General features: G+C 61.2%; 20 protein-coding genes. 15 read left to right on the forward strand and 5 right to left on the reverse strand.

The window, feature by feature from the left end:
- Positions 1–295: 295 nt before the first annotated feature.
- The 4 genes from HS101_03755 (at position 296) to HS101_03770 (ending at position 5,747) form a co-directional block, all read left to right on the forward strand.
- Positions 296–2,110, forward strand: coding sequence for a hypothetical protein (locus HS101_03755; GenBank protein ID MBE7505381.1), 1,815 nt, complete (start codon positions 296–298; stop codon positions 2,108–2,110).
- 12 nt (positions 2,111–2,122) lie between these two features.
- Positions 2,123–3,082 carry a HEAT repeat domain-containing protein gene (locus HS101_03760; protein ID MBE7505382.1) on the forward strand — a complete coding sequence of 320 codons (960 nt, stop codon included), beginning with the start codon at positions 2,123–2,125 and terminating at the stop codon, positions 3,080–3,082.
- Between the two features lie 107 nt (positions 3,083–3,189).
- Positions 3,190–4,251, forward strand: a complete 1,062-nt coding sequence (locus tag HS101_03765; GenBank protein ID MBE7505383.1) for a hypothetical protein — start codon at positions 3,190–3,192, stop codon at positions 4,249–4,251.
- Positions 4,248–5,747, forward strand: a complete 1,500-nt coding sequence (locus HS101_03770) for an MBOAT family protein (GenBank protein MBE7505384.1) — start codon at positions 4,248–4,250, stop codon at positions 5,745–5,747. The genes HS101_03765 and HS101_03770 overlap by 4 nt, the downstream gene beginning before the upstream one ends.
- Before the next feature lie 86 nt (positions 5,748–5,833).
- Here HS101_03770 and HS101_03775 read toward each other — a convergent pair whose 3' ends face one another.
- On the reverse strand, positions 5,834–6,553 hold the full coding sequence (locus tag HS101_03775) for a tetratricopeptide repeat protein (GenBank protein ID MBE7505385.1): 720 nt from the start codon (positions 6,551–6,553) through the stop codon (positions 5,834–5,836).
- 158 nt (positions 6,554–6,711) lie between these two features.
- Here HS101_03775 and HS101_03780 point away from each other — a divergent pair, with 158 nt between their 5' ends.
- Entirely contained in the window at positions 6,712–7,104 is a 393-nt protein-coding gene (locus tag HS101_03780) for a hypothetical protein (GenBank protein ID MBE7505386.1), read from the forward strand.
- Position 7,105: 1 nt separating this feature from the next.
- On the opposite strand, the gene HS101_03785 is transcribed toward HS101_03780, so the two are convergent.
- Entirely contained in the window at positions 7,106–7,951 is an 846-nt protein-coding gene (locus tag HS101_03785) for an EF-hand domain-containing protein (GenBank protein ID MBE7505387.1), read from the reverse strand.
- 388 nt (positions 7,952–8,339) lie between these two features.
- Here HS101_03785 and HS101_03790 point away from each other — a divergent pair, with 388 nt between their 5' ends.
- From HS101_03790 to HS101_03805, 4 genes are all read left to right on the forward strand, one after another.
- A complete protein-coding gene (locus HS101_03790; protein MBE7505388.1) occupies positions 8,340–10,400 on the forward strand; it encodes a hypothetical protein in 2,061 nt (686 codons plus the stop codon).
- Between the two features lie 149 nt (positions 10,401–10,549).
- Positions 10,550–11,668, forward strand: coding sequence for an AmmeMemoRadiSam system radical SAM enzyme (gene amrS, locus HS101_03795; GenBank protein MBE7505389.1), 1,119 nt, complete (start codon positions 10,550–10,552; stop codon positions 11,666–11,668).
- Between the two features lie 42 nt (positions 11,669–11,710).
- Positions 11,711–12,922, forward strand: coding sequence for a hypothetical protein (locus tag HS101_03800; GenBank protein ID MBE7505390.1), 1,212 nt, complete (start codon positions 11,711–11,713; stop codon positions 12,920–12,922).
- A 62-nt stretch (positions 12,923–12,984) separates the two neighbouring features.
- The gene (locus HS101_03805; GenBank protein MBE7505391.1) at positions 12,985–13,581 is read left to right on the forward strand and encodes a DedA family protein; all 597 of its coding nucleotides are present in this window, start codon (positions 12,985–12,987) and stop codon (positions 13,579–13,581) included.
- On the opposite strand, the gene HS101_03810 is transcribed toward HS101_03805, so the two are convergent.
- Positions 13,582–14,304: a DUF1003 domain-containing protein gene (locus HS101_03810; protein ID MBE7505392.1), complete on the reverse strand. Its 723-nt coding sequence runs from the start codon at positions 14,302–14,304 to the stop codon at positions 13,582–13,584.
- 132 nt (positions 14,305–14,436) lie between these two features.
- Positions 14,437–15,429 (reverse strand): UDP-glucose 4-epimerase GalE, encoded by a 993-nt coding sequence (gene galE / locus HS101_03815; GenBank protein MBE7505393.1) that lies wholly within the window; start codon positions 15,427–15,429, stop codon positions 14,437–14,439.
- Between the two features lie 260 nt (positions 15,430–15,689).
- Between galE and HS101_03820 the strand changes: the two genes are divergently transcribed.
- The 6 genes from HS101_03820 to HS101_03845 all read left to right on the forward strand — a co-directional run bounded on the left by HS101_03820 (position 15,690) and on the right by HS101_03845 (position 22,998).
- Positions 15,690–15,836: a hypothetical protein gene (locus tag HS101_03820; protein ID MBE7505394.1), complete on the forward strand. Its 147-nt coding sequence runs from the start codon at positions 15,690–15,692 to the stop codon at positions 15,834–15,836.
- Between the two features lie 175 nt (positions 15,837–16,011).
- The gene (locus tag HS101_03825; GenBank protein MBE7505395.1) at positions 16,012–18,321 is read left to right on the forward strand and encodes an oligosaccharyl transferase, archaeosortase A system-associated; all 2,310 of its coding nucleotides are present in this window, start codon (positions 16,012–16,014) and stop codon (positions 18,319–18,321) included.
- 112 nt (positions 18,322–18,433) lie between these two features.
- Entirely contained in the window at positions 18,434–18,928 is a 495-nt protein-coding gene (locus tag HS101_03830) for a zinc ribbon domain-containing protein (protein MBE7505396.1), read from the forward strand.
- 34 nt (positions 18,929–18,962) lie between these two features.
- Positions 18,963–19,937 carry an SPFH domain-containing protein gene (locus HS101_03835; GenBank protein MBE7505397.1) on the forward strand — a complete coding sequence of 325 codons (975 nt, stop codon included), beginning with the start codon at positions 18,963–18,965 and terminating at the stop codon, positions 19,935–19,937.
- A gap of 158 nt (positions 19,938–20,095) precedes the next feature.
- Positions 20,096–21,409 (forward strand): dicarboxylate/amino acid:cation symporter, encoded by a 1,314-nt coding sequence (locus tag HS101_03840; GenBank protein ID MBE7505398.1) that lies wholly within the window; start codon positions 20,096–20,098, stop codon positions 21,407–21,409.
- 104 nt (positions 21,410–21,513) lie between these two features.
- Positions 21,514–22,998 carry a dicarboxylate/amino acid:cation symporter gene (locus HS101_03845; GenBank protein ID MBE7505399.1) on the forward strand — a complete coding sequence of 495 codons (1,485 nt, stop codon included), beginning with the start codon at positions 21,514–21,516 and terminating at the stop codon, positions 22,996–22,998.
- Positions 22,999–23,082: 84 nt separating this feature from the next.
- Here HS101_03845 and HS101_03850 read toward each other — a convergent pair whose 3' ends face one another.
- Positions 23,083–24,150 carry a L,D-transpeptidase family protein gene (locus HS101_03850; GenBank protein ID MBE7505400.1) on the reverse strand — a complete coding sequence of 356 codons (1,068 nt, stop codon included), beginning with the start codon at positions 24,148–24,150 and terminating at the stop codon, positions 23,083–23,085.
- Positions 24,151–24,322: the final 172 nt, after the last annotated feature.

The following is a 24,322-nucleotide window of genomic DNA, read 5'->3' on the forward strand; positions in this document are numbered from 1 at the left end:
GGCCAGTCGGTCGCCGGCCCGATTTGTCGGCTGATTCAAGGGGCGGACTGTTGGGATTCCGGCGGTCCCGAATGGACAAACAGATTGTGGCGAACCCGGCGCAATGCGATACACTACGCGGCGAATGGATTCAGCAACCCGTCCCGAAACCTTGAAAAACGAGGCAAACGGGCCTATCATCGAAAGTCGACCTCGACCTTCTCCCGGCGCTTCATGCTCCACACGAAGCGTCTCCTCCACCGCCAGGGAGTCGAGCGATGCTGTACAGTCCCCCGGGCTCAGGGCGGAAAACCCCATGTCAATTCGTGGTCAATTTGCGCCCGGATCGGAGGGATCCGAACCCGCTGACGGTTATGTAGAATCGTCCTTCGGGCCCCATACCTGGCGGATCGTCCGCGCCCACGCCGAGCGGTTTCGCCTTCTCGATATTGACTGGTTTCGGCTGGCCGACTCTCCGGTTGCCACGCTCGTCAAGCGCAACGGCCAGCGAGACGTCTGGCAGGTCAATACCGGCGATCGCGCTTATTTCGCGAAAATCTACCATCCGGTCGGCATGCCCGCCCGCATCAAGCTCATGCTCCGCGGTCCCATCGCCAACCAGGAATGGGACGTCGGCCTCTATGCCGCGGCCCACTCAGTCGCCGCCGTTTCCCCGGTGGCCGTTGCCTGGGAACAGGGTCGGCGATTCGATGGAACGTCGCTCCTCGTCACCGAGGCCGTCGTGGATGCCATTCCCCTCGGTGACTACTGGCGCACGATCCGGGACGATCGACATCAGGCGAACCTGCTCGTCGATTCCCTCGCGCGCCTCATTGCCCGAGCCCATCAGTGCGGCTTCCAGCACGGCGACATGCACCCGGGAAATGTCCTCGTTCGCCGGGTTGACCAGCGGTGCGAAGCGTTCTTCGTGGATCTGCACCGCGTCTGCATCGGCAAGCGCGTTGCCTCGGGACAGGCTGTCGCCAATCTCGCCCATTTGAATCAATGGTTCCGGCGAAACGCGAGCCGCTCGCAGCGACTCCGCTTCATGAAGAGCTACATCCGCTATCGCGATCAATTCGCCCAGGCGAGCTCACTCTCGCGCAATTGGCCGATCGATCTGCGCCGGCTTTCCGCGGACCTCGCCGTGCAAGCCGATCGGCACGCGAACAAGCTCTGGGGCAAGCGCGATCGTCGCGCCATGCGAACCAGTCGCTATTTCGCCAGGCTTCGGCTGGCCGATGGCTGGCGGGGCCACGCGGTGCTCAAAACGAAGCACCCGACCGCCGGGAACGGCATCAACATTGAGTTCACCAAGGCCCAATGGCGATCATTGCTGGCAAATCCACATGCCCTGCTCGATCCTGCCCGCGCCGAATTGCTCAAGGACTCCCACACCGCAACCATTTGCAAGTCCAAGCTCGAGTCGGATCTCGGCGTCGTCACAGCGGTGGTGAAGCGTTCCCTCGCCAGAAACGCATGGAAGCGTCTGGTTCAGTGGTTTGGACCGTCTCGCAACCTTCGCGCCTGGCGCATGGCTAACATGCTTCGCAATCGCGATCTGCCGGTCGCCACGCCCCTGGCCGTCATCGAGAAATTCGCCCTCGGCTTCATTCGCACCGATTCGATCAGCCTGACCGAGTACGTCGGCGACACCATCGATCTCGAAGCTTTCCTGACCCGCGAAATCGCCTCGATTCCCCCGCTCGAGCAGCGCTGCGTCAAGGACCAGCTCATCCTGTCGGTCGTCCGACTGCTCAAGGCGTTCCATGAACGAGGCTTCATCCACCGGGACATGAAGGCTCCGAACCTGCTCGTGCGCTGGGCGCCGCCCTATCACGGCTCGCCGCTCCTCGTCTTCATCGACATGGATGGCATTTCCCATCGACGGCGATCCACCGAGTCGCAGCGCATCCGCGCCGTCGTTCGGCTGTGTGCCAGCCTTCTGGCCAGCCCCGGTTGCACAGCATCCGACCGACTGAGATTTCTCAAGACCTACCTGACCGGCCCCGGCAAACCGCCGGACGAATGGAAGCGATTCTGGCGGCGCATTCACCAGGAGGTCTGCGCCAAGCTCGCCCACAAGGAAGTCCGCCGCGAGTGGAAGCTCGCCCACTACGGCCGAGAGTAGGCTCGCCCTGCCATGTCCGACTCGCCCCCGCCCCACTCTCCTGCGCCGAAGTCGTCGATCCAATCCTCGGGATACAGCGCGCGCTTCTACCTGATCCTCGCCGCCATGGTCGTGGCATTTCTCGTTGTCGTCTTACAGCGAAACAGCATCCGGGCGCGCTACTGGGCCTACCAACTCAAACAGACCGACGACTTCGCCGAACAGGCCTACTACATCGCCTGCCTCGCGAGTATCGGTGACGCCGCGACCGAAAGCGTGGAATCTCTTGTATGGGATTCTCGCAATGAAGTTCGAATGCTCGCGATCCCCGCTTCCCAGGGATTGACGCCACGCATTCGCCACGAGTTGGTCCTGTACGCACTCATCCTCGACGACGATGAGGAACTTCAGGCATCAGCGGCTACTGCCATTGCCCTGTCCCACTGGAAACCGGGTGAGCAGTTTCTGATCGCGATTAGCCAATCTCCGTCAGAATCCACGGCTTGTGCCGCGGCCGGTGGACTCAGCCGGATCGACTCGGCCGCCGCCGTCGATGCGCTGTGTTCGATCATTCAGACACATAAATCACCGAAGGTGCGAGCCCAGGCCGTGGAATCACTGGCTGGCCACCTTCAACCGTCGCTGGTCAACCGAGATGCCATGACGGGAAAACTTGATCCGATCAGCGTCATGGTTCAGGCACTTGGCGACAGCGGCGAATTCACGGGGAAGCTGGCGGCGGAGAGAGAGATCGAAACCGTCTCATCCGCAGTCACTGCCCGCAAGGGTCTCCGCGTGGCCACCTCAGCCCCATCCGCCTCCGCCGCTCGCACGGTCGCATCCGTCGCGGCCGGCGTCCTGACGGATCTCACCGGCGAAACCATCGAACCCATTCCGGCCGATTTCGCCGCACCATCCCGACTGGTCGAACGGTGCAAGTCCCTTATCGCCCAGCGTCGCCCGCGTCTTCCGACGACGCTGCCTGGGCCGTAGTGCAGGCCTTCATACACCGCACAACCCTGCCGATAAATACGTGAATGTCCAGCCGCGATCTACCGGCCAATACCGACCGCGCAACCTCCGCAGCCCGGAGGCGCATCGTGATCGTCATCTTCGCGGGTGCGACCCTGTTTGCCGTCGACCTGGTCGTCCGCCGATACGAACCTGTGCTGAAGCGATACCAAGCCAACAATTTCGAGAAAAAGAACACCGACCTGGCATCCCGACGCCTGCCCGACATCATTCTGATGGGTTCCTCCCGGGCCATGTACGCCCTCGTTCCCGACGAATTCAGCAGGGCGACCGGCCTCGAAGCCTACAACTTCGGAATCTCCGGCTCGAAAGTCGCTGAATGGCAGTTGTTGGTAAAGCGGACCTTTGAGCAGCACAAACCCAAGCTCGTTGTACTGGGGGTCAATGCGAGTGAGTTTCGCGCCGACTATAGGCAATCACAGGCGGCCCGTCACCTGTTTGATTGGAGCGACCTCGCCGAGGCCGTAGTCCACGACGGACCTTCGCTGGACATCCTCGGCGCTTTTGCGGTTCAGAAGTTTGGGCCACTTTGGATGACCCACTACCGTGCCGGCGAGATTCGCCTATGGGGACAGGAAGAGCTCATTGCCTTCCTGCCCAAGCAGGCTCAGTTTGCCCGGGAAGTGCGCGAACGAGTGGCCAGACCCGTGACCCGCGACGGCTACGAACATCCATGGACGATGGGTGAGCGACTGAAAAATATCGAAGAGCAGTTTCTGGCCAATCCGGTAGCGTTTGAGACCGCCTCCGTGCCGCTCTTTTCCAGAGAAGCGCCCGCCTATCGCCGATTCGGTGAGATGCTCGACTGGCTAAAGGATGCCGACATCGCGACGATCGTTACCTATGTGCCCAACAGCCCCCGGACCGAAAAACGCTGGGCCGTCGTGGAACCGCAGATGATCGCCGCCATCGCAGATGTGTGTCGTGACCATGACACACCGTTTGTGCAATGCCCCCAGTCACTCGTGCCGAGAACCAACCGCGACTACCTCGATGAAACGCACGTCGGCGACGTCCTGGGCCTGAGGTTCAGCCGACAAGTCATCCGGCAGTCAATGGCGATGAATCTGCTTCCCTCAGCTTCTTCGACCGTTGCCCGCGCGGATAACGCCATGGAGACCCAACCTTGATCTTCTCGAGTTGGCTTTTCGCGGCCTTCTTCACCTTCGTCTTCTCCGCTTACTGGGCCCTGCCGAGCCGAGGTTCCCGGCACGTCCTCCTCCTCATTGCCAGTTACGTCTTTTACATGACCTGGAACCCATGGCTCGTCTCCCTCATTGTCGGTTCCACCGTCCTCGACTACTGCGTCGCCATCGGGCTCGACCGCCTCGCATCGCAGCGCAATCGAAAGCTCCTCCTCGTCGCCAGCGTCATCGGCAACCTCGGCATTCTTGCACTCTTCAAGTACGCCGATTTCTTCATCCTCTCACTGAAATCCCTGTGCGAAACCGCCGGCGTCCATACCAATCTCTCCACCCTCTCGATCATCCTGCCGGTCGGCATCAGCTTCTACACCTTCCAGACCCTGAGCTACACCATCGACGTGTATCGCCGTCGGATTCCCGCCACGCGCTCATTCATCGACTTCGCCCTCTTCGTCGCCTTCTTCCCGCAACTCGTCGCCGGGCCCATCGTGCGCGCCGCGGACTTCCTCCCGCAGCTCCGCACCATCAAGCGATTCGACTGGGACCGCCTGTCGTCTGGCATCGTTCTCTTCCTCATCGGGCTCACCAAAAAAGTCATCATTGCCGACTCCCTCGCCACCCTCGTCGATCCCGTCTTCGCCCAGCCCGATCGCTACGTCACGCGCGACCTGTGGATCGCCATGTTCTGTTACGGCGGGCAGATATTCTGCGACTTCTCCGGCTATACCGACATGGCCATTGCCGCCTCCCGCGTGCTCGGCTTTGACCTTTGCGAGAACTTTCGCAGCCCCTACCTCGCCACGAGCCTCTCCGATTTCTGGCGACGCTGGCACATCTCGCTTTCCACCTGGCTCCGCGACTATCTCTACATTCCGCTTGGTGGCTCTCGCATCTCGCGCTGGCTGACCTATCGCAATCTCATGATCACCATGCTCCTCGGCGGCCTCTGGCATGGCGCAAGCTGGACTTTTGTCATTTGGGGCGCAATCCACGGCACGGGGCTCGCGCTCACCAAATGGCTGAGCAGCATGCGCCCGACCGATGATCCTGCGAGTGCCGCCCGCACGGAGTCAGGTCTCGCTCGACTGGCCCAATTCGGAACCACGGCCCTGTGCTGGCTCTCGACGCTGCTCGTCGTCCACTTCGCGTGGGTGTTCTTCCGCTGCCAGCCGATGATCGACCCCATGACTGAAAAACTCGAGTCCACCTCCGCCGCTCTCGCCCGCGCCAGCTTCTTCCTCAAACATCTGTTCGTGCCGACCCAGATCGCCGAACCGTTGTGGCTGATGAACAAAGCCCCGCTGCTATGCCTGCTTGCCATCATGATGGCCATTCAGTTGTACGAAGAATCGATCCGCCGAGGCCGGCCCCGCCTCGTCCTAAGTGCCCCCATCGCAGGCATCGGTTACGCACTTTGGATCATCGCCCTGACCGTCCTCGCCCCCGCCGACATCACGGCGTTCATCTATTTTCAATTCTGAGGCCGCTGGTCGCAGATAAAGAAATCAATAGAGGGGATTGCCGGACGCGGCAATGAAACTGGCAGTAAATGAATGGGCGGAAAACTCTACTTGCCCGCCGGGGCGTCCGTCATCGCACCCAGGCGAGCCAACGCAGCCACGACACCAGGAGCGCCGGGATCGAGCTCGTACGCCTTGCGCAAGGATGCAATCGCCTCACGGTCGTTCCCGCATCGCATGAAGAACAAACCGAGCTCGGCGTGAGCTGCCGCATTCTCTGGCTCGACACTCGTCGCCTGACGGAATGAAAGCTGTGCCCCGTCGATGTCACCCGATTGGGCAAGGTCTCGACCCTTGAGAATCAACATCGACGCCTGCGGGCCGGACTGCGTCGCCGCCCATCGGGCAATATCCAGCGCCGCCTGGTGTTTGCCTTTTAGGCGAAGGGCATCCGCCTTCCCTTGTACCGCCCGGGTATAGCCGGGAAAGGCGCCGATCGCCGCGGCGAACGCCGAAACCGCCTGGTCGCAGCAGCGCAGGGCCGCCGGCAAATTGTCATTCTTGAAGTGGGCGTCCGCCATCCCCATATAGCACAGGCCGTAAAAGTAAGAGGGCTCGGGTCGCTCGCGGTCGATCTCGGCGGCGTGCTTGAACATCCCCAGGGCTTCGGCGTAGTTCTGTGCGTCGTACTCACGGACAGCCTCCGCGTAGACTTCATCAAACCCCGCGCGTGGCTTCCCACAGCCCCCCATCAATGCCGGCATGATCGCCGCAGCGAGGGTGCACACTCCGATACGCCTGAGTTTCGATGCTAGAATCGGTTTCATCGCTATCATGAATCGGCGGAAATCCTGCCCCCGGGCGACGTTTTCGCCGCCCTCCTAACGGGTAGGATGCTAATGAGCCGCCATCGGAATCGCAAGCCGACACGCCCATCGACCGCCGACAACCGGCTTCGGCAAGTATTGCGCGGGAAGAGTAGCTGATGGCCTCACAGAATTCGAAAGATTCCGACCCGCGACGCTTTGTCGTCCTGCTGCATACCCTTCGGACCGGGGCTCACTTCGATCTGATGATCCAAAACGCCGATCGGCTGGCAACCTGGAAGTTTGAGGATTTCCCCGGCAAGTCGAATGCCGATCCGCAGCCCTGCGCCCGGCTGGCGGAACATCGACCCCTCTATCTCGATTACGAAGGGCCCGTCTCGAACGATCGCGGGAATGTCATCCGCCAGGACTCGGGCGGGTGCCGCGCCCGAATCCTGACCGAAGACCATTGGACCGTCGAATTCTTCGGCGCTCGCCTGATGGGAAGGTATGAACTGCGTCGCGCCTCTCCAGAGTCCGATGAATGGTCGCTTCACCGTCTCGGATCTTAGATTACTTTCGCGGCTCACCGGGCTGCATCGCTTCGGCAAATTCGTCCCGGTCTATTTCTCCGTCGCGATTGAGGTCGAGCCGGTCGAATCGCTCCGGTCGGCCGGGGAACTCGTCGCGCGATACCTTTCCGTTCCCATCCTCATCGAACCTGGCAAAAAATCGCTCGAACCGGTGACCGCCTGCGCGCGGTCCTCGCACACCATCACCCTGCCTGCGTTCGCCGCGTGGTCGCTCCGCCCGATCGCGCTCATCGTTCGGGCGAGCATCGGCGTCCCAATTCGGATCGGAAGGAGGAGGTGGTGGCGGCGGTGCGTCACTGAACACCCCGATATCGCCGCGGCGTCCATCCAACGGCCCTGCGCCCGGCACCGAATCGCGCCGGCCACCGCGACCGAGGCCGCGCCCTTCGCCATCGTCTCGGCTTTGATGTCGCCGAACCGCATCTTTCAATACGTCGCGAAGACGAGTTCGAAGCTGCGCCTCGCGCTCCGGCCCGATGTCGCCGACAACTTCAAGGACCACGTCCATGATCTTTGATTCCAGGCCGAAGCCGCCCCTCGCGCCATCGCCCCTGCCTCCGCCGCCGCGGCCGAATCGTCTGCCCACGCCGCGCTGTCCCTCACCGCGTCGACCGTCGCCTCGCGCTCCACGCTCCGCACCATCCGGTGGTCCAAGCGGGCGATCATCCGGTCCCGCTCGATGCGCCGGCGGCTGCTGGGCGCCGTTGTCTGATGTGACGGCGATCACTTCCGTTGAAGCGCTGCCCGCGGCGCGTTTGACCCAGGTGCCTGCTGCGAAGATCACGCCGACTCCAAGCGTCATGAACATGATTTTTTTGGCTGCCATGTGAGGACTCCTTTCGGGTTGGTTGCGGAGGTTGCTCCAGGCGCGCTACGCCCGGGTGCCCCACTTTACCTAACGATTTTGATGCACCTGTTATTGCCGGCCCTTCTATAAGTTGATGCGGACTACGCCTTGCGATACAAGGTGGGCCCTCGTTCATCGCCTCCGGCGTACTCAAAAGCCCGGAGCACGGTGAAAAAGAGGCCGATCGTCCCAAGACGCAGGTAAAAACGTGAGCTTTGCCCGCGATTGTCGTTTCACTCACTTGGCAGATGTGATGTGGACGCATGCATCTATAGCAAAGCCGGCCGGTCTCCGACCGACGCACATTTTCAACAGCCGCGAATTGAGCCCGACTCGTACCGGCGCAAATGACCAAAGGAGCCTGATAATGCTGAAGTTCTCTCGACGGATTGCCCTGGGCCTCGCGCTTGCGTGGCCGCTCGTCGCATGCCTCCCGGCATCGGCGCAGACCGACCTTTCAAAGTTTCCCCTGGCAAAGGCCTTTCCGGCCGATGCGTTCGTGGCCGTTGCCGCCCGGGCAAATCCCGAGCGAAAATTCCTCGACGAATACTGGGGCGAAGTGACCACGGCCTTCATGGAAAGCGGCATCCTTCAGGATGCGTGGGACATGATCGCCGACTCCATGAGCGACGAACAGCTTGAGACCATGGAAGGGGTTCACGAGCAATTCCAGGGTCTCTGCACAAAGGTGGAGTGGTGCGAGTTGTTCGAGAAGGAATTCATCCACGTTGGACGCTTCGTCACGCCCAAGCCGCCGATCATGACGCCGTATGAGGGCGTCATGCTGGGTCGACTCGACACCAAGCGCGCCAAGGAGAACTACCTCGCCATGAAAGCAATCCTCGAGGAGGTCGTCAAGTTGGCGGACGCGCACGGCGCCGAGGGCGCGGTCACGGTCGCAGAAATCAAGACGGGCGACCTCACCATCGCCGGCATCATGCCGCCCGGCGCGTCCGGCCCCATCATCGGCGTTGCCTACTGGAAGGATGTCATCGCCGTGTCATTCGGCGGCTCGACGCTCCTCCCGGAGTGCATCGACCTGCTCAGCGGCAAGTCGAAGTCGCCCGGCCTCATCAGCACCGACCGCTTCAAGGAAGCCTTCGCATCGCTGCCGCCCGCCGAAGACGAGTTCACCTTCTTCGACCCCTCGCGGATGTTCGGTTCCGTCAGCGCCATGATCAAGATGTTCTCCGGCATGCATGCCAACCAGCAAGCCGCCGCCGCCGCGGATGACGAGGAATCCGGCGCATCCGCCGAGGCAGAGGCTTCGGACGATGGCGCCTCGGCTGAAGCGGCGCCTCGCGCCAAGAAGCGTAAGGCCCGGCGAGCAGCCCGCAGAGGAAACAACGACAATGCCGCCGCGCTCGGCGCTATCACCAAGGTCTTCGACGACCTCTGTTTTCTGGATTATGTCGCCTCGGTCACCTGGACCGACGGCTTCAAGGTCTTCCAGCAGTCCAACACCGCCCTCAAGCCGGGCGCCATCGACACGCCGCTCGGCGGCATCTTTGGAAAGTCCGCTTCATCCGACAAGTTCGACCGCTTCATCCCCAAGGAAGCCATCAACTTCACCTGCTCTTCCGGCATCGACCTGAAGGCCCTGTACCACTACGGCCGATCCTTTGTCGAAGAGGCCATCCCCGAAGGCAAGTCGATGATCGAAAAATTCGATCGCATGCAGGATGAGGAATGGGAGCTCAATATCGAGAAGGACATTCTCGACCTTTTCGAAGGCTCCATCATCACCGTCGAGACGCCCAAGGGCTGGGTTCTGATGTGCAAGGTCACCGATGAAGAAAGGGCGAGCGCTCGCATCAAGAATCTCTTCCAGCGGCTCAACGGTCTGCTCGGCCCGGATAACGCCGTCATTCTCACCCCGGTCGAAATCACCGGCGACGTCGAATTCACCCAGATTTCTCATCCGATGATGATGATGATGGGCGGCCTTTCTCCACCCGTCATCGGCTGTGCCGAGGGCTTCCTCTTTTTCGGCGCGAACCAGAAGGTCGTCAAGCAGTGCATCGACACCGCCAACGGCAAGCGCGCCAGCATCCTCAAGAGCAAGCGGTGGAACGCCGAGGGCCTCCGTCCCGCATCCGGCGAGAAGATTCACTCTATCAGCTACACTGATGAGTCGAAAACCGCGGAAAACTTGCAGGCCGTCATCGACGCACTCTCCATGGGATTGGGAATGATGGGCATGATGGCCCAGGACCTCCCGCCCGAAGCCCGGCCCATTCTCCAGGCCATTCCGACCATGCTGGCCAAGCTCGGCCCGGTCGCCGGAAAGATGGATTTCTTCCTGTCCTCCGCCTCTGTCAGCACCTTTGATGGCAAGCGCTGGATCAGCAGGAATGTCCAGAACTACAAGAAGCCCGAGCCGAAAGAAGAGGCAAGCGATTCAGCCGATTCCGAAGAAGAGCAATAATCGGCTTCTTTCGATCGGCAATTTGACGATGAAATCCGACGGCCGGCGCGACTTCGCGTCGGCCGTCTTCCTTTTTTCCGTGTATAATCCGCTATCGAGCGGGCATTCTGATTCGCAGTGCGCCTGCCCCCTCCAGGGAGGGCCCCATGATGGCGAAATCCACCTCACTCAAGACGCTTCTTGACGACAATACGATCTCTGCTTCGCCGCAGCTCGCTTTCCCGGAAGGCGATGCAATTCGATGCGTCGCCTGCGGACATCGTTGTCTCATCCGCGAGGGCCGTGCCGGCGTCTGTCGCGTCCGTTTCAATCGCGGCGGCGAGCTGCGCGTCCCCGGCGGCTATGTCGCAGGCCTGCAGATCGACCCCATCGAGAAGAAGCCCTTCTATCACGCCTTCCCCGGCCGCGACGCGCTTTCTTTCGGAATGCTCGGCTGCGACTTTCATTGCGGCTACTGCCAGAACTGGGTCACCTCCCAGGCCCTTCGTGACGATCAGGCCGTCAGTCTGCCGAAGTTCTGCTCCGCTGAGGAGCTCGCCCGCCTCGCCGTCGAGCACAACGCCCCCGTCGTCGTCTCCACCTACAACGAGCCGCTCATCACCAGCGAATGGGCCGTCGAAGTCTTCAAGGAGGCGCGCAGCCTCGGCCTCACCTGCGGCTACGTCTCCAACGGCAACGGCACCCCCGAAGTGCTGAAGTTCCTCCGCCCCCATGTCGACCTGTACAAGGTGGATCTCAAGGGATTCGACGACAAGCACTACCGCGAGCTCGGCGGCGTACTCTCAAACGTGCTGGCGACCATCGAGAGCCTCGTCGCCATGAAGTTCTGGGTCGAGATCGTCACGCTCGTCATTCCCGGCTTCAACGACAGCGACGAGGAGCTGACCGGCATCGCCCGCTTCCTCGCCGGCGTGTCGAAGAACATCCCCTGGCACGTCACCGCATTTCACCCGGACTACAAAATGGACGACGTCGAACGCACGCCCGCGAAGACGCTCCTCCGCGCCTACGACATCGGCAAGGCAGAGGGCCTCCAATTCGTCTACCCCGGCAACATCCACGGCGGCGTCGGCGATCGTGAAAACACTTACTGCCCCGCCTGCAACGAACTCATCATCCGCCGCACCGGTTTCTTTGTTAAAGATAATCGAATGAAATCCCCGGGCAAGTGCCCGTCTTGCGCCGCCGTCATCCCCGGCGTGTGGGAGTCCGCCGCACCGAAGAAGTCAAGCGGCTCTGGTATTCCCTTCCCAATTAAAGCTCGATAGCATTCGGCTATGCAAAGAAACTGGAGTCTCGGATTCTGCCTGATGCCGATCCTTCTATGTGCAGGAGGATGCACACTCGGGCCTACGGTCTTACGACAAAGTCGATTCGAGTACAACGACGCCATTCAGCGCACGACCGACGAGCAGTTGCTCTTGAATCTCGTCCGTTTGCGCCATCGCAAGTCGCCACTCTTTCTTGAGGTAAGCCACGTCTTCGTCAGGTACGACTACGAACAATCGGTCTCGCTCGATGGCGAAATAGTCGAGAATGTAGGTCCCAATCCGATTACCCCCGACACGCTCAAGCCCGGTGGTTCGCTAAAGTTTACAGAAAAGCCAACATTGAGCCTCTCCCCGCTACAGGGAGAAGAATTCGTAACGCGCATCCTGTCGCCGATCAGCATCGAAAACCTCATACTCCTTCAGCGCAGCGGTTGGGGAGTTGATCGCGTCTTCCGGCTGGGAGTGCAGCGCATCAATCATCTCGACAATGCGAGCAGCGCATCAGGGCCGACACCGGCACATCCGCCTGTTTATGAAGAGTTTCTCGCTCTGTCAAAGTCATTGCGACAATTGCAGATTCGCGGCGCAATCGAATTCGGCTATCAGTCTCATGAGGTCGATCTTGCTCCGCCTGTATCGCTGGATCGCGTCAGGCCTTCCGACATCATCGAAGCTGCGGAGCATCGTTGCCGCTTCCGCACCGCCGAGGACGGAGCCAAAGTTGTACTCTGTCGCAATGAGCGTTTGCTGGAACTTAGCATTCACGAACAATGGCGAAACTCCCCGGAAGTCATCGAAATCATGAAGCTTCTGCAACTCACACCGGGGCGAAAGTCATACCCGGTTGAGCCTGACGTAGCCGATCTCGCACATCTCTCCACGACCGACACCGAAACAGACCATGTCTCCATTGGGACGCGCTCGCTCCTCGGCGTCCTTTTCTACCTATCACAGGGCATCGAGTGTCCGGAATCACAAGTCAATGACGGTTTGATCGCGGAAACGCGCCACGTCAACGGCAGTCGATTCGATTGGTCCAGTCTCTTCGGTGACATATTTCGCGTTCGTTCTCAAAAAATGAGGCCTTTACGTGCTGCCGTTACCGTTTTTTATCGCGGCTATTGGTATTTCATCGAAGAGACGGACCACGCGTCTTTGTCGACCTTTGCACTACTTTCCGAAATGTTCGCACTTCAGGCGGGTTCTGCGAAGCACGCGGGGCCCATAGTTTCACTCGACCTTGGAACCTGATCCAATCCCTCGATAGACGATTTTCCTCGGCTCTCTTGCCGCGATGAACGGAATTGCCCGAAATGTCAATCGAAGCACTGTTTCAGACTTACGGCTACCCGGCCTTGTTCGTCGGAACCTTTCTCGAGGGTGAAACCATTCTCATCCTCGCAGGCTTTGCCGCACACCGGGCCTACCTGAATATCTACGGGGTCGTCATTGTTGCGTTCCTCGGGTCGATGGCCGGTGATCAGTTTTGGTTCTACCTCGGTCGCCGGCACGGGCGCGGCTACATCGCAATGCGACCGCAATGGCAACCGAAAGCGGACCGTGTCCTACAGCTTCTCAAAGACCATCAGATTCCCATCCTGCTCACCTTCCGTTTCCTTTACGGCCTTCGCAACGTTACGCCCTTCGTGATTGGTGCCAGCGGATTCAGCCCATTGAGATTTTCCGCCCTCAACGCCTTCGGTGCGGCCGTCTGGGCCGCTGCTTTCGGAGCGGCAGGCTATCACTTCGGGAACGCCCTCGAGGCGATCTTGGAAGACGTCCGCCATTATGAGTTGGCCGTCTTCGCAGCGATCAGCTTGGTCGGATTTCTTTTTTGGACGCGACGAAGGCTTTCGTTAAGGACGCCAGTACAACCGCCTCGCGATTCTCGCTCCTCTACGAAAGACTGATCAACCGTCTTTACCTCGCTGACTGGTTGGACCGTTGCCTCCGAGCATCTCCATCTGAACCTGCTGAATCTCAAGCAATCGCTGCCACTGATGCGCGACTAGCTGGTCGATTTTCGCGTGCAACTGGCGAATCTCCAGCTCGGCCTTCAGATTGATGCGATAGTCGTTCTCCGCCCGCAGCCGGTCCTTCTCCTCCTGCCGGTTCTGACTCATCATGATGATGGGCGCCTGCATCGCCGCCAGGCATGACAGCACCAGATTCAGCAGTATGTAGGGATACGGATCGAACGGTCGTGATAAGGCGGCGATCGAATTGATCGTGATCCACGCCATCAGGATGAATCCAAACGTGATGATAAACGTCCAGCTTCCCCCGAATTCCGCCAGCCGGTCCGACAAGCGCTCGCCTATCGTCCGTTGCCGATCGAACTGATCGTTCACGTTGCGGCTTAATATCGCCTCATCGTGCAGACTCTTGACGACCATATTCTCCAGATGCGTCATCTCGCCGCGCTCATCCTCGAGCAGGTGCGACACATATTCCGCCCGATACCGATTCAGGTCCTCGAGGCAGATGTAACCGTCAGGCCCCCACTCGGGATGATCCTTGCGAATCTCCGCTCCGATCGCTTCTCGAACAAAACCGGCCGGAACGATATGGCTCTTACTCTTCTCTTTGCCGCAAACCTGACACGTGAATCGATGGGGGTGGGCGTGGTTCATGGGGTATCTCCAACGACGGCTCCACCACGTCGAATCAGAACATGATTACGCCGTCTTTGGAGAATGGTAATCAGGCGGAGTTCAAAACCAAAAGCCGGGACCTGTCCGGGCGAGACCTCGGGAGCCCGATCGCTATTGGCGATCCTCGAACCCCTTGGGATGCGATTTGTGCCATGCCCATGCACTCGCCACGATGCTCTCAATATCAGTGTGCCGCGCGGACCAGCCGAGTTCCTGTTTGATCTTGCCGGCGTCCGCACAAAGCTCCGGCACGTCGCCCGGCCGCCGTGGTGATTCAATGACCGGAATCGCATGCCCCGTCACCGCACGCGCCGCTTCGACCACTTCCCGAACGCTCGATCCCGTTCCGGTGCCCGCGTTATACGCGCGAAACGCGCCCGGCTTCGCCGTCTCAATCGCCCGCAGGTGCGCCGCCGCCAGATCATCGACATGCACATAGTCGCGCACACACGTCCCGTCCGGCGTCGGATAATCCGTCCCGAAGATCATCACATGCTCGCGCTGCCCCAGCGCCACCTTCAGCACATTGGGAATCAGATGCGTCTCCGGATCGTGGTCCTCGCCGATTGTCGCGTCCGGTGCCGCGCCTGCGGCATTGAAATAGCGCAGCGCCACGCAGCCCAACCCCCACGCCGCCGCCGAGTCCGCCATCGCCCACTCAACCGCCAGCTTCACCCGCGCATACGGGCTCTGCGGGTTCTGCGGCGTGTCCTCGTTGATCGGCATCTTCTCCGGCGTGCCGTAAGTCGCGCACGTCGAACTGAACACCATGCGCTTCACACCATGCCGCTCCATCGCCATGAACAGGCGGACCGAGTTGCCCACATTGTTGTGATAGAATTTCAGCGGACTCACCACCGACTCGCCGACCTCGATAAACGCCGCGAAGTGAAGCACCGCGTCAAATCGCAACTGGCCGAAGAGGTCATCCAGCAAAATCGAATCTTCCAGATCGCCGACGACCAGCCGCGCCCCGGGGCAGACCGCCGCGGCATGGCCCGCCGAAAGATTGTCGAAAACCACCACCTCATGACCCGCATCAACGAGGGTCCGGACGGTATGACTCCCCACGTATCCCGCGCCGCCGGCGACAAACAATTTCATCAACTCGCCTCCCATGGCCAGTATAAAGCGTTCAGGCTCACGGACTTATGATGCCGCTCCCACCCAAGCCGTCCTTGCCGGGGCGATTATCCGTCCCCCGACCGGTCACCGCAATCCACTTACCGGTATTGAACCCTCCCACAGAATGCCGAAAGACCTTATAGTTGCCTTACTCGACGGCTTGGTCGGTCTTCCTTGTTGAGCGCGGGCTCACGTACACGATCAGGTCCCCGACCGGCGATTTTGGGAGGTACGCACAAGTGATCACTCTCTGCACTTTCTTGACCCCGTTCTTTGACACGATCCAGCAGATTGTCAACATCGCCTGGTTCCCGCTCACGTTCCTCGGTTCGCCGACCCCCGCGGTCAACACGTTGATCGGCGGTTTCCTCGGCTGCTCGGCCTGACAACGCCGAAACCAGGCAACCAGTTACAGCTAGATGATCACACGCCGGCGGCTCCGACTCCCGCGAGCCGACCGGCGTGTTTACGTCTCAGCCGTCCGACTCGTTCGAATAATGAGCTGATTTCAAGCTGGATTCTCCGCTGGACGCGTGCGCCGTCTGTGACATGATAGATGACGTGCCACGCGATCAAGAGGACATAGCGCCCGCGATTCCCACCAGACTAATTCGTAATCGCCTGACATGGGCCGTCGCCCTCGTCGTCACCTGTGTCGCGTGTTTCCTGTTAAGGACACAGGCCCTTCATCAATTCATCTTCCCCGCCGAAGGCGTCGTCAACCTCCAGGACAACGATCCCTGGTATCACCTCCGCCTGCTCGAACACCAGATCCCCAACTTCCCCCATCGCCTCGGCCACGATCCTTTCCTCATCCATCCCGGCGGCAGCGGCGTGCCGGTCGGGCCGTTCTTCGACTTGTCGCTTGCCGCCGCAATCAGGCTCTTCGCCGGCGCTTCCCCGTCGCAGCACACCATCGAAACCGCCGCGGCCTATTATCCCCCAATCCTCGCCGTGCTCGTCTGCATCGTGACGTTCTTCGCCGGCGCAGTCATTTTCAATCGCTGGGCCGGGCTCATCGCCGCCGCCACGATCGCCGTCATCCCGGGCCCCTTCTTCATCCGATCAGCGCTCGGCTTCTATGACCATCACGTCATGGAAGTCCTGCTCAGCACTTTGGTACTACTGCTCCTGGTGATCGCCCTCAGATCGACGAACGCCCCGAAACCGTCGCCATCCAGGGTCATAACCATCGCACTCGCCGCCGGGCTCGCGCTCGGCTGTTACCTCATCACCTGGATCGGCGGTAGCTTCCTGCTGCTCATCCTGATCGCATGGTGCGTCGTCCAGCACGGCCGCGATCACCTCGCAGGGCGCAGCGTCATGCGCCTCGCGCGCATCATGGGCCCGGCCTTCGCGATGGCCCTTGCCATCGTCTATCCATTCCGAAACGTCTCAATGGCCCGTCTGCAAATCATCGGCCTCGTCGCAGGGCTTGGACTGGTCATCGTTCTCGCCGCTTTGTCCGCGTTACTTGTGCGGCAAAAAATTCGACGCCTGTATTATCCGCTGACGATCGCTGCGTTGGCGATCATGGCCATACTCGTCGCACGTCTCGCCAGTCCCGAGTTCTTCATGCGCGTTGTTTCGGAATTCGGCAGATTCGCCCCCGACGAGACGGTCTCTACCATCACCGAAGCCCGGCCGATCATCTTCGACCTCCACGGCCTCACCCTCAAGCCGCTCTGGGAGATGTTCACCACGACCTTTCCCATCGCCCTGATCGTCTTGGGCGTGCTCACCTGGCGATTCATGCGCGGCCAGGACGCTCGTCACACTCTGCTGCTCATCTGGAGCGCAATCGTCCTTCTCGCCATGTTCGGCCAATCGCGCTTCGCATACTACGCCGCTCCCATCGTCGCACTGCTCGTCGGGCATTTCTGCCAGGGCATGATCGCGTGGTGCTGGCGATTTAAGCACGACGCTGACGCCAAGCGCCCGTCCCCGCCCGGCGTTGCGAGATGGTCCGCCACCGCGCTTGTCGCGACGGTGCTGCTGGCCGCCGCTTTCATTCCCGGCCTGTATCAACTCCCCAAGGCTTACTCCTACTACGACGGCCCTTCGCCCGACTGGCGCGACGTGCTCACCTGGCTGCGCGACAACTCGCCCCAGCCCTACGGCGACGGCGCCTACGTTCGGCCATGCCCATCGGCGAACGAATTCGAACGCAATTTCGACGCGACGTCCGCCTACGGCGTCATGAGCTGGTGGGATTACGGCTACTGGATCAACGCCATCGCCCGGCGCATCCCCAACAGTAATCCGACACAGGCCGGCGCAGCCGACTCGGCGAGATTCTTCCTCGCCCAGGACGAACAAACCGCCTGCGATATCCTCGACCGCCTTGGCGCACGCTACGTCATCATGGACTGGCTCTTACCTCGCTGGGCGCCGCCCGGCGGCGGCAAGGTCTCCGGCAAGTTTGCTGCGATGCCCCTTTGGATCGGCGAATCGCTTGCCCCGTACTACGAGCGCGTCATCATGACCGAGCCAAACGGTCGGCGCGTCACCCGTTTCATTTACTACCCTGCATATTACCAATCGATGTGCGCCCGGCTCTTCGTCTTCTCCGGCCTGCGCATCGCCGGACCCAAGGAGCCGACCGTATACCTGCTCGGACCGCGTGGCTCGGACGGCCTAAGAGCGGTCCTCGGCAAGCAGATCTTCCGTCGAGTGGATGAGGCGCTCGCATTCGTTGACGCCGCGACCGACGGCAGCCGCGTCCTCGCCGGAGACAGCCCCTACATCCCTTGCGTTCCCCTTGAGCCGCTGACGAGATTTCGCCTCCTCCACCAGTCCCCGACCATCGTCGCCACCATTGCCCGCCGGCCCATCGCCCAGGTCCGCCTTTTCGAATATCTGCCAAACTAACAGCACCAGCCGACCTCCGTCCCAGCCGACGGGTAGAAGCGCCGCCCCCGTTTATAGTGGCCGCGCCCCCCGCGTAAGCTACACTTTTAATATAGAAAAGGAGCGATAACGCTTGTCTTCCGAGCCATCACCAGCAACTGAATCCACCGGCGTCGAAGTATGTGCCGCCTGTGGCGCCGCGCTTCGCCAGGCCGCTCGCTACTGTCCAAACTGCGGGCAGCAGGCGGCCGATAATTCGAAGTCGCCGCAGGCCCCGCGCGGCCCGGTTCATCCGAACCCGCTCCGCCCGCCGCCGGAAATGAGCCCCGTGGCGGCAGCCATGGACGTGTTTTATCAGTTCGATTCCGCATGGGGCGGCTCGCGCCTCGGCAGCGAATCGCTTTCTCTCAGCGTTCTATCCTGCGGCCATTCTTTAGAGGCCGTAGTGCTCGAGATATCGGGAGTCGGCGGCCGCGATCAGGCGCCCTTCCGCATTCGTCGGGAAATCGAACGGCTGCCGCGCGGCGACAAGGTCCGCGTCGAAGTGCCGTCTTACGAGCTACCGGACGAACCGCGAAAGCTAAGCGTCACCCTCGTCTCGGCCGATGTGAGCAGGAACACTGCATAGGTACGCCGTGCTGACGGCAGAAAGGTAGGCGGTCATGGCCCCCCTCATCATCTTCGGTGTCGGTATCTTCTTCGTCCTGATGATGCTGGCCAGCGGTTTCTTCACCGTGGAGCAGCAGACCAAGTCCATCGTCGAGCGATTCGGGAAGTTCCACAGAGTCGCTCACCCGGGCCTCAACTTCAAAGTCCCGCTGATCGACAAGGTCGCCGGCCGCATCACCCACCGCGTGCGCGAGCTGGAGGTGAAGATCGAGAGCAAGACCAAGGACGACGTCTTCGTCGATCTGCTCATCGCCGTGCAGTTCTTCGTACAGGAGAATGACGAGGCGGTCGTCGCCGCTCATTACAAACTGATGAACCCCGATCGGCAGATCTCGTCATACGTGTTCGACACGGTCCGCGCCCTGGTGCCGGAGATGCCGGTCGACAACGTCTTCGCCGAAAAAGAGAAAATCGCCCTCGCCGTTAAGGAGCGGCTCGAGCATGTCATGCAGAACTTCGGCTACACCATGCTGCAGAGCCTGGTGAATGACATCCAGCCCGACCAGGCGGTCAAGCTTGCCATGAATCAGGTCAACGCCACTGCCCGGCTGCGCGAGGCCGCCAAGAACGAGGCCGAAGCCAAGAAAATCCGCGTCATCGCCGAGGCCGAAGCCGAAGCCCGCGCCAAGGAGTTGCAGGGTGTCGGTATCGCCCGGCAGCGACTCGCCATTGCCCGCGGTCTGAAAGAGTCGGTCGATGCCTGTGCTGAGGCCGGCATCTCGCCCGAGGAAGCAACCAAGATGGTCCTCCTCACCCAGCACTATGACACCGTCTCGTCGGTCGGCGCCCGCAGCAAGGCCACGATCATGATGATCCCCTACACCCCCGACGGCATGAGCCAGGTCGGTGATCAAATCACCCAGGCCCTGCTGACCACCCACGAGTCGAATCAGCCGGTCGATCGGCATAACGACAAGAACGGAGGCAGCCCGAAGTCGCCGCAATTGCCGCAGCCCCGGCACGCATAGGCCTCCGTCGCGGCATAGGGAAAGTAGTTCCCCGCCATCGACCAACAAATAACAAGACCCACAGCAAACGCCCGACGCGATCACTCGCGCCGGGCGTTTCACTTTCCTGACGAATTGAATCACTTCCGAGGCTTAATCAACGCGATTTCAGCCCGCGTATGTCCACGGCCGACGATTCGCTACAATCCCCGCCCATGCGCCGCCTCCGGCTCCACCACTACATCATCTTCGCCATGCTCCTCGGCGCCGGCGTCGGCCTGCCGCTTAACTATCTCGCCGAAAAAGGCCGCGTGCCCGTCGAGTGGCCTCGCAACATCGCCTTCTACGGTAAGAGCGTCGGCGATCTCTTCATCCGCCTCCTCTCCATGACCATCGTCCCACTGATCGTCACGTCAATGGTCTCCGGCGTCTCCGGCACCGGAAGTCTCAAGGGCCTCGGTCGCATCGGCGCCCGCACCCTCGCCTACTTCATGGGCACGACGGTCCTCGCCATTATCCTGAGCCTCATCTTGTTCAACACCATCCGTCCCGGCGTCGGCGCAGACTTGGACGCCCTCCGATCGGGTGCCGAGACAGTAACACCGCCCGCGATCGACACCTCCGGCGGTGTCGGCAATGCCGTGTGGAACCTCCTCCTGAACATCATCCCCACCAATCCATTCGCCGTCATGGCCGATCCCACCAATCGCTCCATCCTCGGCGTCATCTTCTTCTCGCTGCTCTTCGGCATCTTCATCACCGTCGTCGGCGGCGAGGCCGGGCAATTGCTCTCGCGCGTTTTCTCCGCTGCCTTCGAAGTCATGATGAAGCTCACCATGGCCGTCATCTGGACCGCCCCCGTCGGCGTCTGCGGGTTCATGCTCTACGCATCCGCCGGACGAGGCCTGGCCGTCTTCGTGCCCCTGGGCTGGTGGGTATTCACCGTCTTCATCGGCCTCTTCATACACACGGTCATCTTCCTGCCGATTTGCGTGTGGCTTTTCGCCCGTCGAAGTCCCTGGGAGTTCTTCAAAGCCTGCCAGCCCGCCATCCTGATGGCCTTCAGCACCTCCAGCAGCAATGCCACTCTTCCCGTCACCATGACCAGCATCGAACAGCGCGCCGGCATCTCCAACCGAATCAGCTCTTTCGTCCTTCCCCTCGGCGCGACCATCAACATGAACGGAACCGCCCTCTACGAAACCGCCGCAGCCCTCTTCATCGCCCAGGCATACGGCATCCATCTCTCCCTCATCGATCAGGCCGTCGTCGCCCTGACCGCGCTTCTCGCCGCCGTCGGCTCGGCCGGCATCCCCCACGCCGGCATCGTTATGATGGCCGTCGTCTTCGGCGCCGTCGGCCTCCCACTCGACGGCATCGGACTTATCCTCGCGGTCGATCGCGTCCTCGACATGTGTCGGACCGTCACCAACGTCTGGGGCGACATGACCGCCTGCGCCGTCGTCGCCCGATACGAGTCCGACCCCATTTAGCCGCCTGGCTCCCCCGCCGCTCACGCGCAACACAATTCACTCACCAATAATGGCCCCACTTTTACCTGGGGCCTCTTCGACTTTCCCGTTAATATGCCGTCTTCATGCACCTCAAGCTGCATCATCAAATCCTCATCGCCATGCTCCTCGGCGCAGGCGTCGGCCTGCCCCTCAACATCTACGCCGGACCGAAGACCCTGTGGACCATCCCCGTCCCCGCAGACTTCCCGCCGGGTTCAATGGAGATTCCCCTCGATATCTCAACGCGCCTGACCGAGGGAGGTGCAACGATTCCCGCCGATGCGCGCCTCGTCAAAGAGCGCGCCGGCCGCCGCTGGCGAATTGATGGTAAGCGCGAAGAGTACCGACTGATAAAACGCGGAGAAGAACTGATCGCTCAATCCGGCGGATATTGGCCCCGCACCGTCGCCCTCTACGGCAAGCGCGTCGGCGACGTCTTCCTGCGTCTGCTCTCCATGATCGTCGCCCCGCTCATTCTCGTCTCACTGGTATCGGGCGTGACCAGCAGCGGTAGTCTTCAGGGCCTCGGCCGCCTCGGTGGGCGCACCCTCGCCTTTTACATCAGCACGAGCCTCATCGCGATCTTCACCGGCATCCTCTTCTTCAACCTCATCAACCCCGGTCGACACACCAGCCTCGATCTCGTCGAAGAAGCCGCCGAGTCTCCCACGACCGTCCTTGTCTCCGAAGATCGGGGAATCGGCGAAATCATCTGGAACCAGCTCTTCAACCTCATCCCCTCAAACCCTTTCGCCGCCCTCTCCGACCCGTCAAACACCTCCATCCTCGGCGTCATCTTCTTCGCCATCCTCCTCGGCATCTTCATCACCGTTGTCGGCGGCGAAGCCGGCGATCTGCTGACGCGCGTCTTCTCCGCCGCATTCAAAGTCATGATGCGCATGACCATGTTCATCATCAAACTCGCCCCCATCGGCGTCCTCGGCTACATGCTCTACGCAGCCGCCGGCAAGGGCCTCGATGTCTTCGTGGCCCTTGGCTGGTACGTCCTGACCGTCGCCCTCGGCCTCAGCGTCCACGCCTTCATCACCCTTCCGCTCTTGCTCCTCTTGCTCGCCCGACGCTCGCCGTGGGAATACTTCAAATCCGTCTCGCCCGCCCTCCTCACCGCCTTCAGCACCGCCAGCAGCAACGGCACCCTCCCGCTCACCATGAACTGCGTCGAAAAACGCGCCGGCATCAGCAACCGCGTCACCTCGTTCGTCCTCCCCCTCGGCGCCACCATCAACATGGACGGCACCGCGCTCTACGAAGCCGCCGCCGTCCTCTTCATCGGCCAGGTCACCGGCCACGAACTCGGAATCAGCCAGCAGCTCATCGTCGCATTCACCGCACTGCTCGCCAGCATCGGCGCGGCAGGCATCCCCCATGCCGGAACCGTCATGATGGTCGTCGTCCTCAGAGCCGTGAACCTTCCCCTCGAAGGCGTCGGCCTCATCCTCGCCGTCGATCGCGTCCTCGATATGTACCGCACAGCCATCAACGTCTGGAGCGACTCCACCGCCTGCGCCGTCGTCGCCCGATACGAACGCGCGGCGGCATCCCCATAGCGCCCCCTCTTTTAGAGGCGGCGCTCCCTGCCCAATTGCAAAGTCGCGATTCTGAATTGATGCCCCGAGGCAAACGCCCGGCGCTTATGGATTGATGGTGACCTGCGATTTGTATTCAACGAGCAGGTCAAACACTTCGGCGACGTCTTCCGCGGTCATGCGGATGCAGCCCATCGACATATTCTCGCCGATGCTCGCCGGATCGATCGTCCCGTGGATGCCGAAGCCCGTCCTACCGACCGCGTCTCCCGAGCGACCCTCCAGTCCCACCCAACGTTCGCCGATCGGGTTGTCCGGGTCCTCCGCGAGGTAGTACTGATTGCTGATCGGATCGGTCCAATCAGGATTCTTCAACTTCGAGATCACCATCCACGTACCCGTGGGCGTCCCGCCGTTCGTCCCGAGTCCAACCCGATAGCTCCGCACGTACTGATCGCCCAAAAACAAGTCCATGCGATGATCCGACTTGGAAATCACCGCGCTGAACGGCCCGCGAATGACCTTCAATCGATCGCCGACGCGCAGCCGGTTCGGCTCGGTCACCCCGCTGATCGACATGATCAGCTCCTCGGTAACGCCGAACTCCTTGGCCAGCACATAGATCGTGTCACCCGGCTGGACAATATGGACCGACGTCAGCGGGTCATGGGTGTTCGTCGCCCGGGAAAAGAGCAGCGCCTGCGAAAGTCGCGTCAATTCCTCGCGTATTCGCGCCGCACTCTGGGGAGCAACCTCCTGCCTCAGCGCGGCCGAGTATTGAGCCCGTGCCTCGATGAGGTTCCCCCCGGCCATCGCCGACTTGGCCTTCGTCAGCAGTTCATTCGCGGGAGCGACCTCAGGGACCGCCGCCTTATGCAGCTCCATCTCGATCGGTTCGGCAAAGGCCGGAGGGGTATTCACATTGACGCTTCCCGACGGCGTCACCGCGGCGTCACCCGCCGGCGCGATGTCGTCGTCGGCCGACTGCGGTGCAGGCGATGTCGGCCGCGTCGCCCGCAAACTCACAGGATGCTCGGGCTCAAGATTACTTTCGCGCTCGCCCGACGTCCCGGCCTCACCTGAGGCGAGGCTCACTTCCGCCGGCTCACCGAGATTGCGCCACGCGTAAAGGCTCCACGTCGCCGCGGCAATCAATACAACCAGCGAAACCAAAGGCCATGAAACGTTACGTGGCGCGGAAAAAGGGGGCAAGGAAGTCGCTCCAGCAAATGTGCAAGTCAAGGCCGACGCGGCAAGCAAGTCGTCCAGAAGTTCAGCGGACGAATTCCATTCGTTCGCGCACGATAGGGTACAGTCGATCGTCCACGATTCAACCCCAAAGCGC

Source organism: Planctomycetia bacterium (assembly GCA_015075745.1).
Classification (GTDB): Bacteria; Planctomycetota; Phycisphaerae; order UBA1845; family UTPLA1; genus UTPLA1.

Coding starts and splice junctions, on each gene's coding strand:
- HS101_03755 (MBE7505381.1), top strand. CDS start 296: ATGTCAATTCGTGGTCAATTTGCGCCCGGATCGGAGGGATCCGAACCC.
- HS101_03760 (MBE7505382.1), top strand. CDS start 2,123: ATGTCCGACTCGCCCCCGCCCCACTCTCCTGCGCCGAAGTCGTCGATC.
- HS101_03775 (MBE7505385.1), bottom strand. CDS start 6,553: ATGAAACCGATTCTAGCATCGAAACTCAGGCGTATCGGAGTGTGCACC.
- HS101_03780 (MBE7505386.1), top strand. CDS start 6,712: ATGGCCTCACAGAATTCGAAAGATTCCGACCCGCGACGCTTTGTCGTC.
- HS101_03785 (MBE7505387.1), bottom strand. CDS start 7,951: ATGGCAGCCAAAAAAATCATGTTCATGACGCTTGGAGTCGGCGTGATC.
- HS101_03790 (MBE7505388.1), top strand. CDS start 8,340: ATGCTGAAGTTCTCTCGACGGATTGCCCTGGGCCTCGCGCTTGCGTGG.
- amrS (MBE7505389.1), top strand. CDS start 10,550: ATGGCGAAATCCACCTCACTCAAGACGCTTCTTGACGACAATACGATC.
- HS101_03800 (MBE7505390.1), top strand. CDS start 11,711: ATGCCGATCCTTCTATGTGCAGGAGGATGCACACTCGGGCCTACGGTC.
- HS101_03805 (MBE7505391.1), top strand. CDS start 12,985: ATGTCAATCGAAGCACTGTTTCAGACTTACGGCTACCCGGCCTTGTTC.
- HS101_03810 (MBE7505392.1), bottom strand. CDS start 14,304: ATGAACCACGCCCACCCCCATCGATTCACGTGTCAGGTTTGCGGCAAA.
- galE (MBE7505393.1), bottom strand. CDS start 15,429: ATGAAATTGTTTGTCGCCGGCGGCGCGGGATACGTGGGGAGTCATACC.
- HS101_03835 (MBE7505397.1), top strand. CDS start 18,963: ATGGCCCCCCTCATCATCTTCGGTGTCGGTATCTTCTTCGTCCTGATG.
- HS101_03840 (MBE7505398.1), top strand. CDS start 20,096: ATGTCCACGGCCGACGATTCGCTACAATCCCCGCCCATGCGCCGCCTC.
- HS101_03845 (MBE7505399.1), top strand. CDS start 21,514: ATGCACCTCAAGCTGCATCATCAAATCCTCATCGCCATGCTCCTCGGC.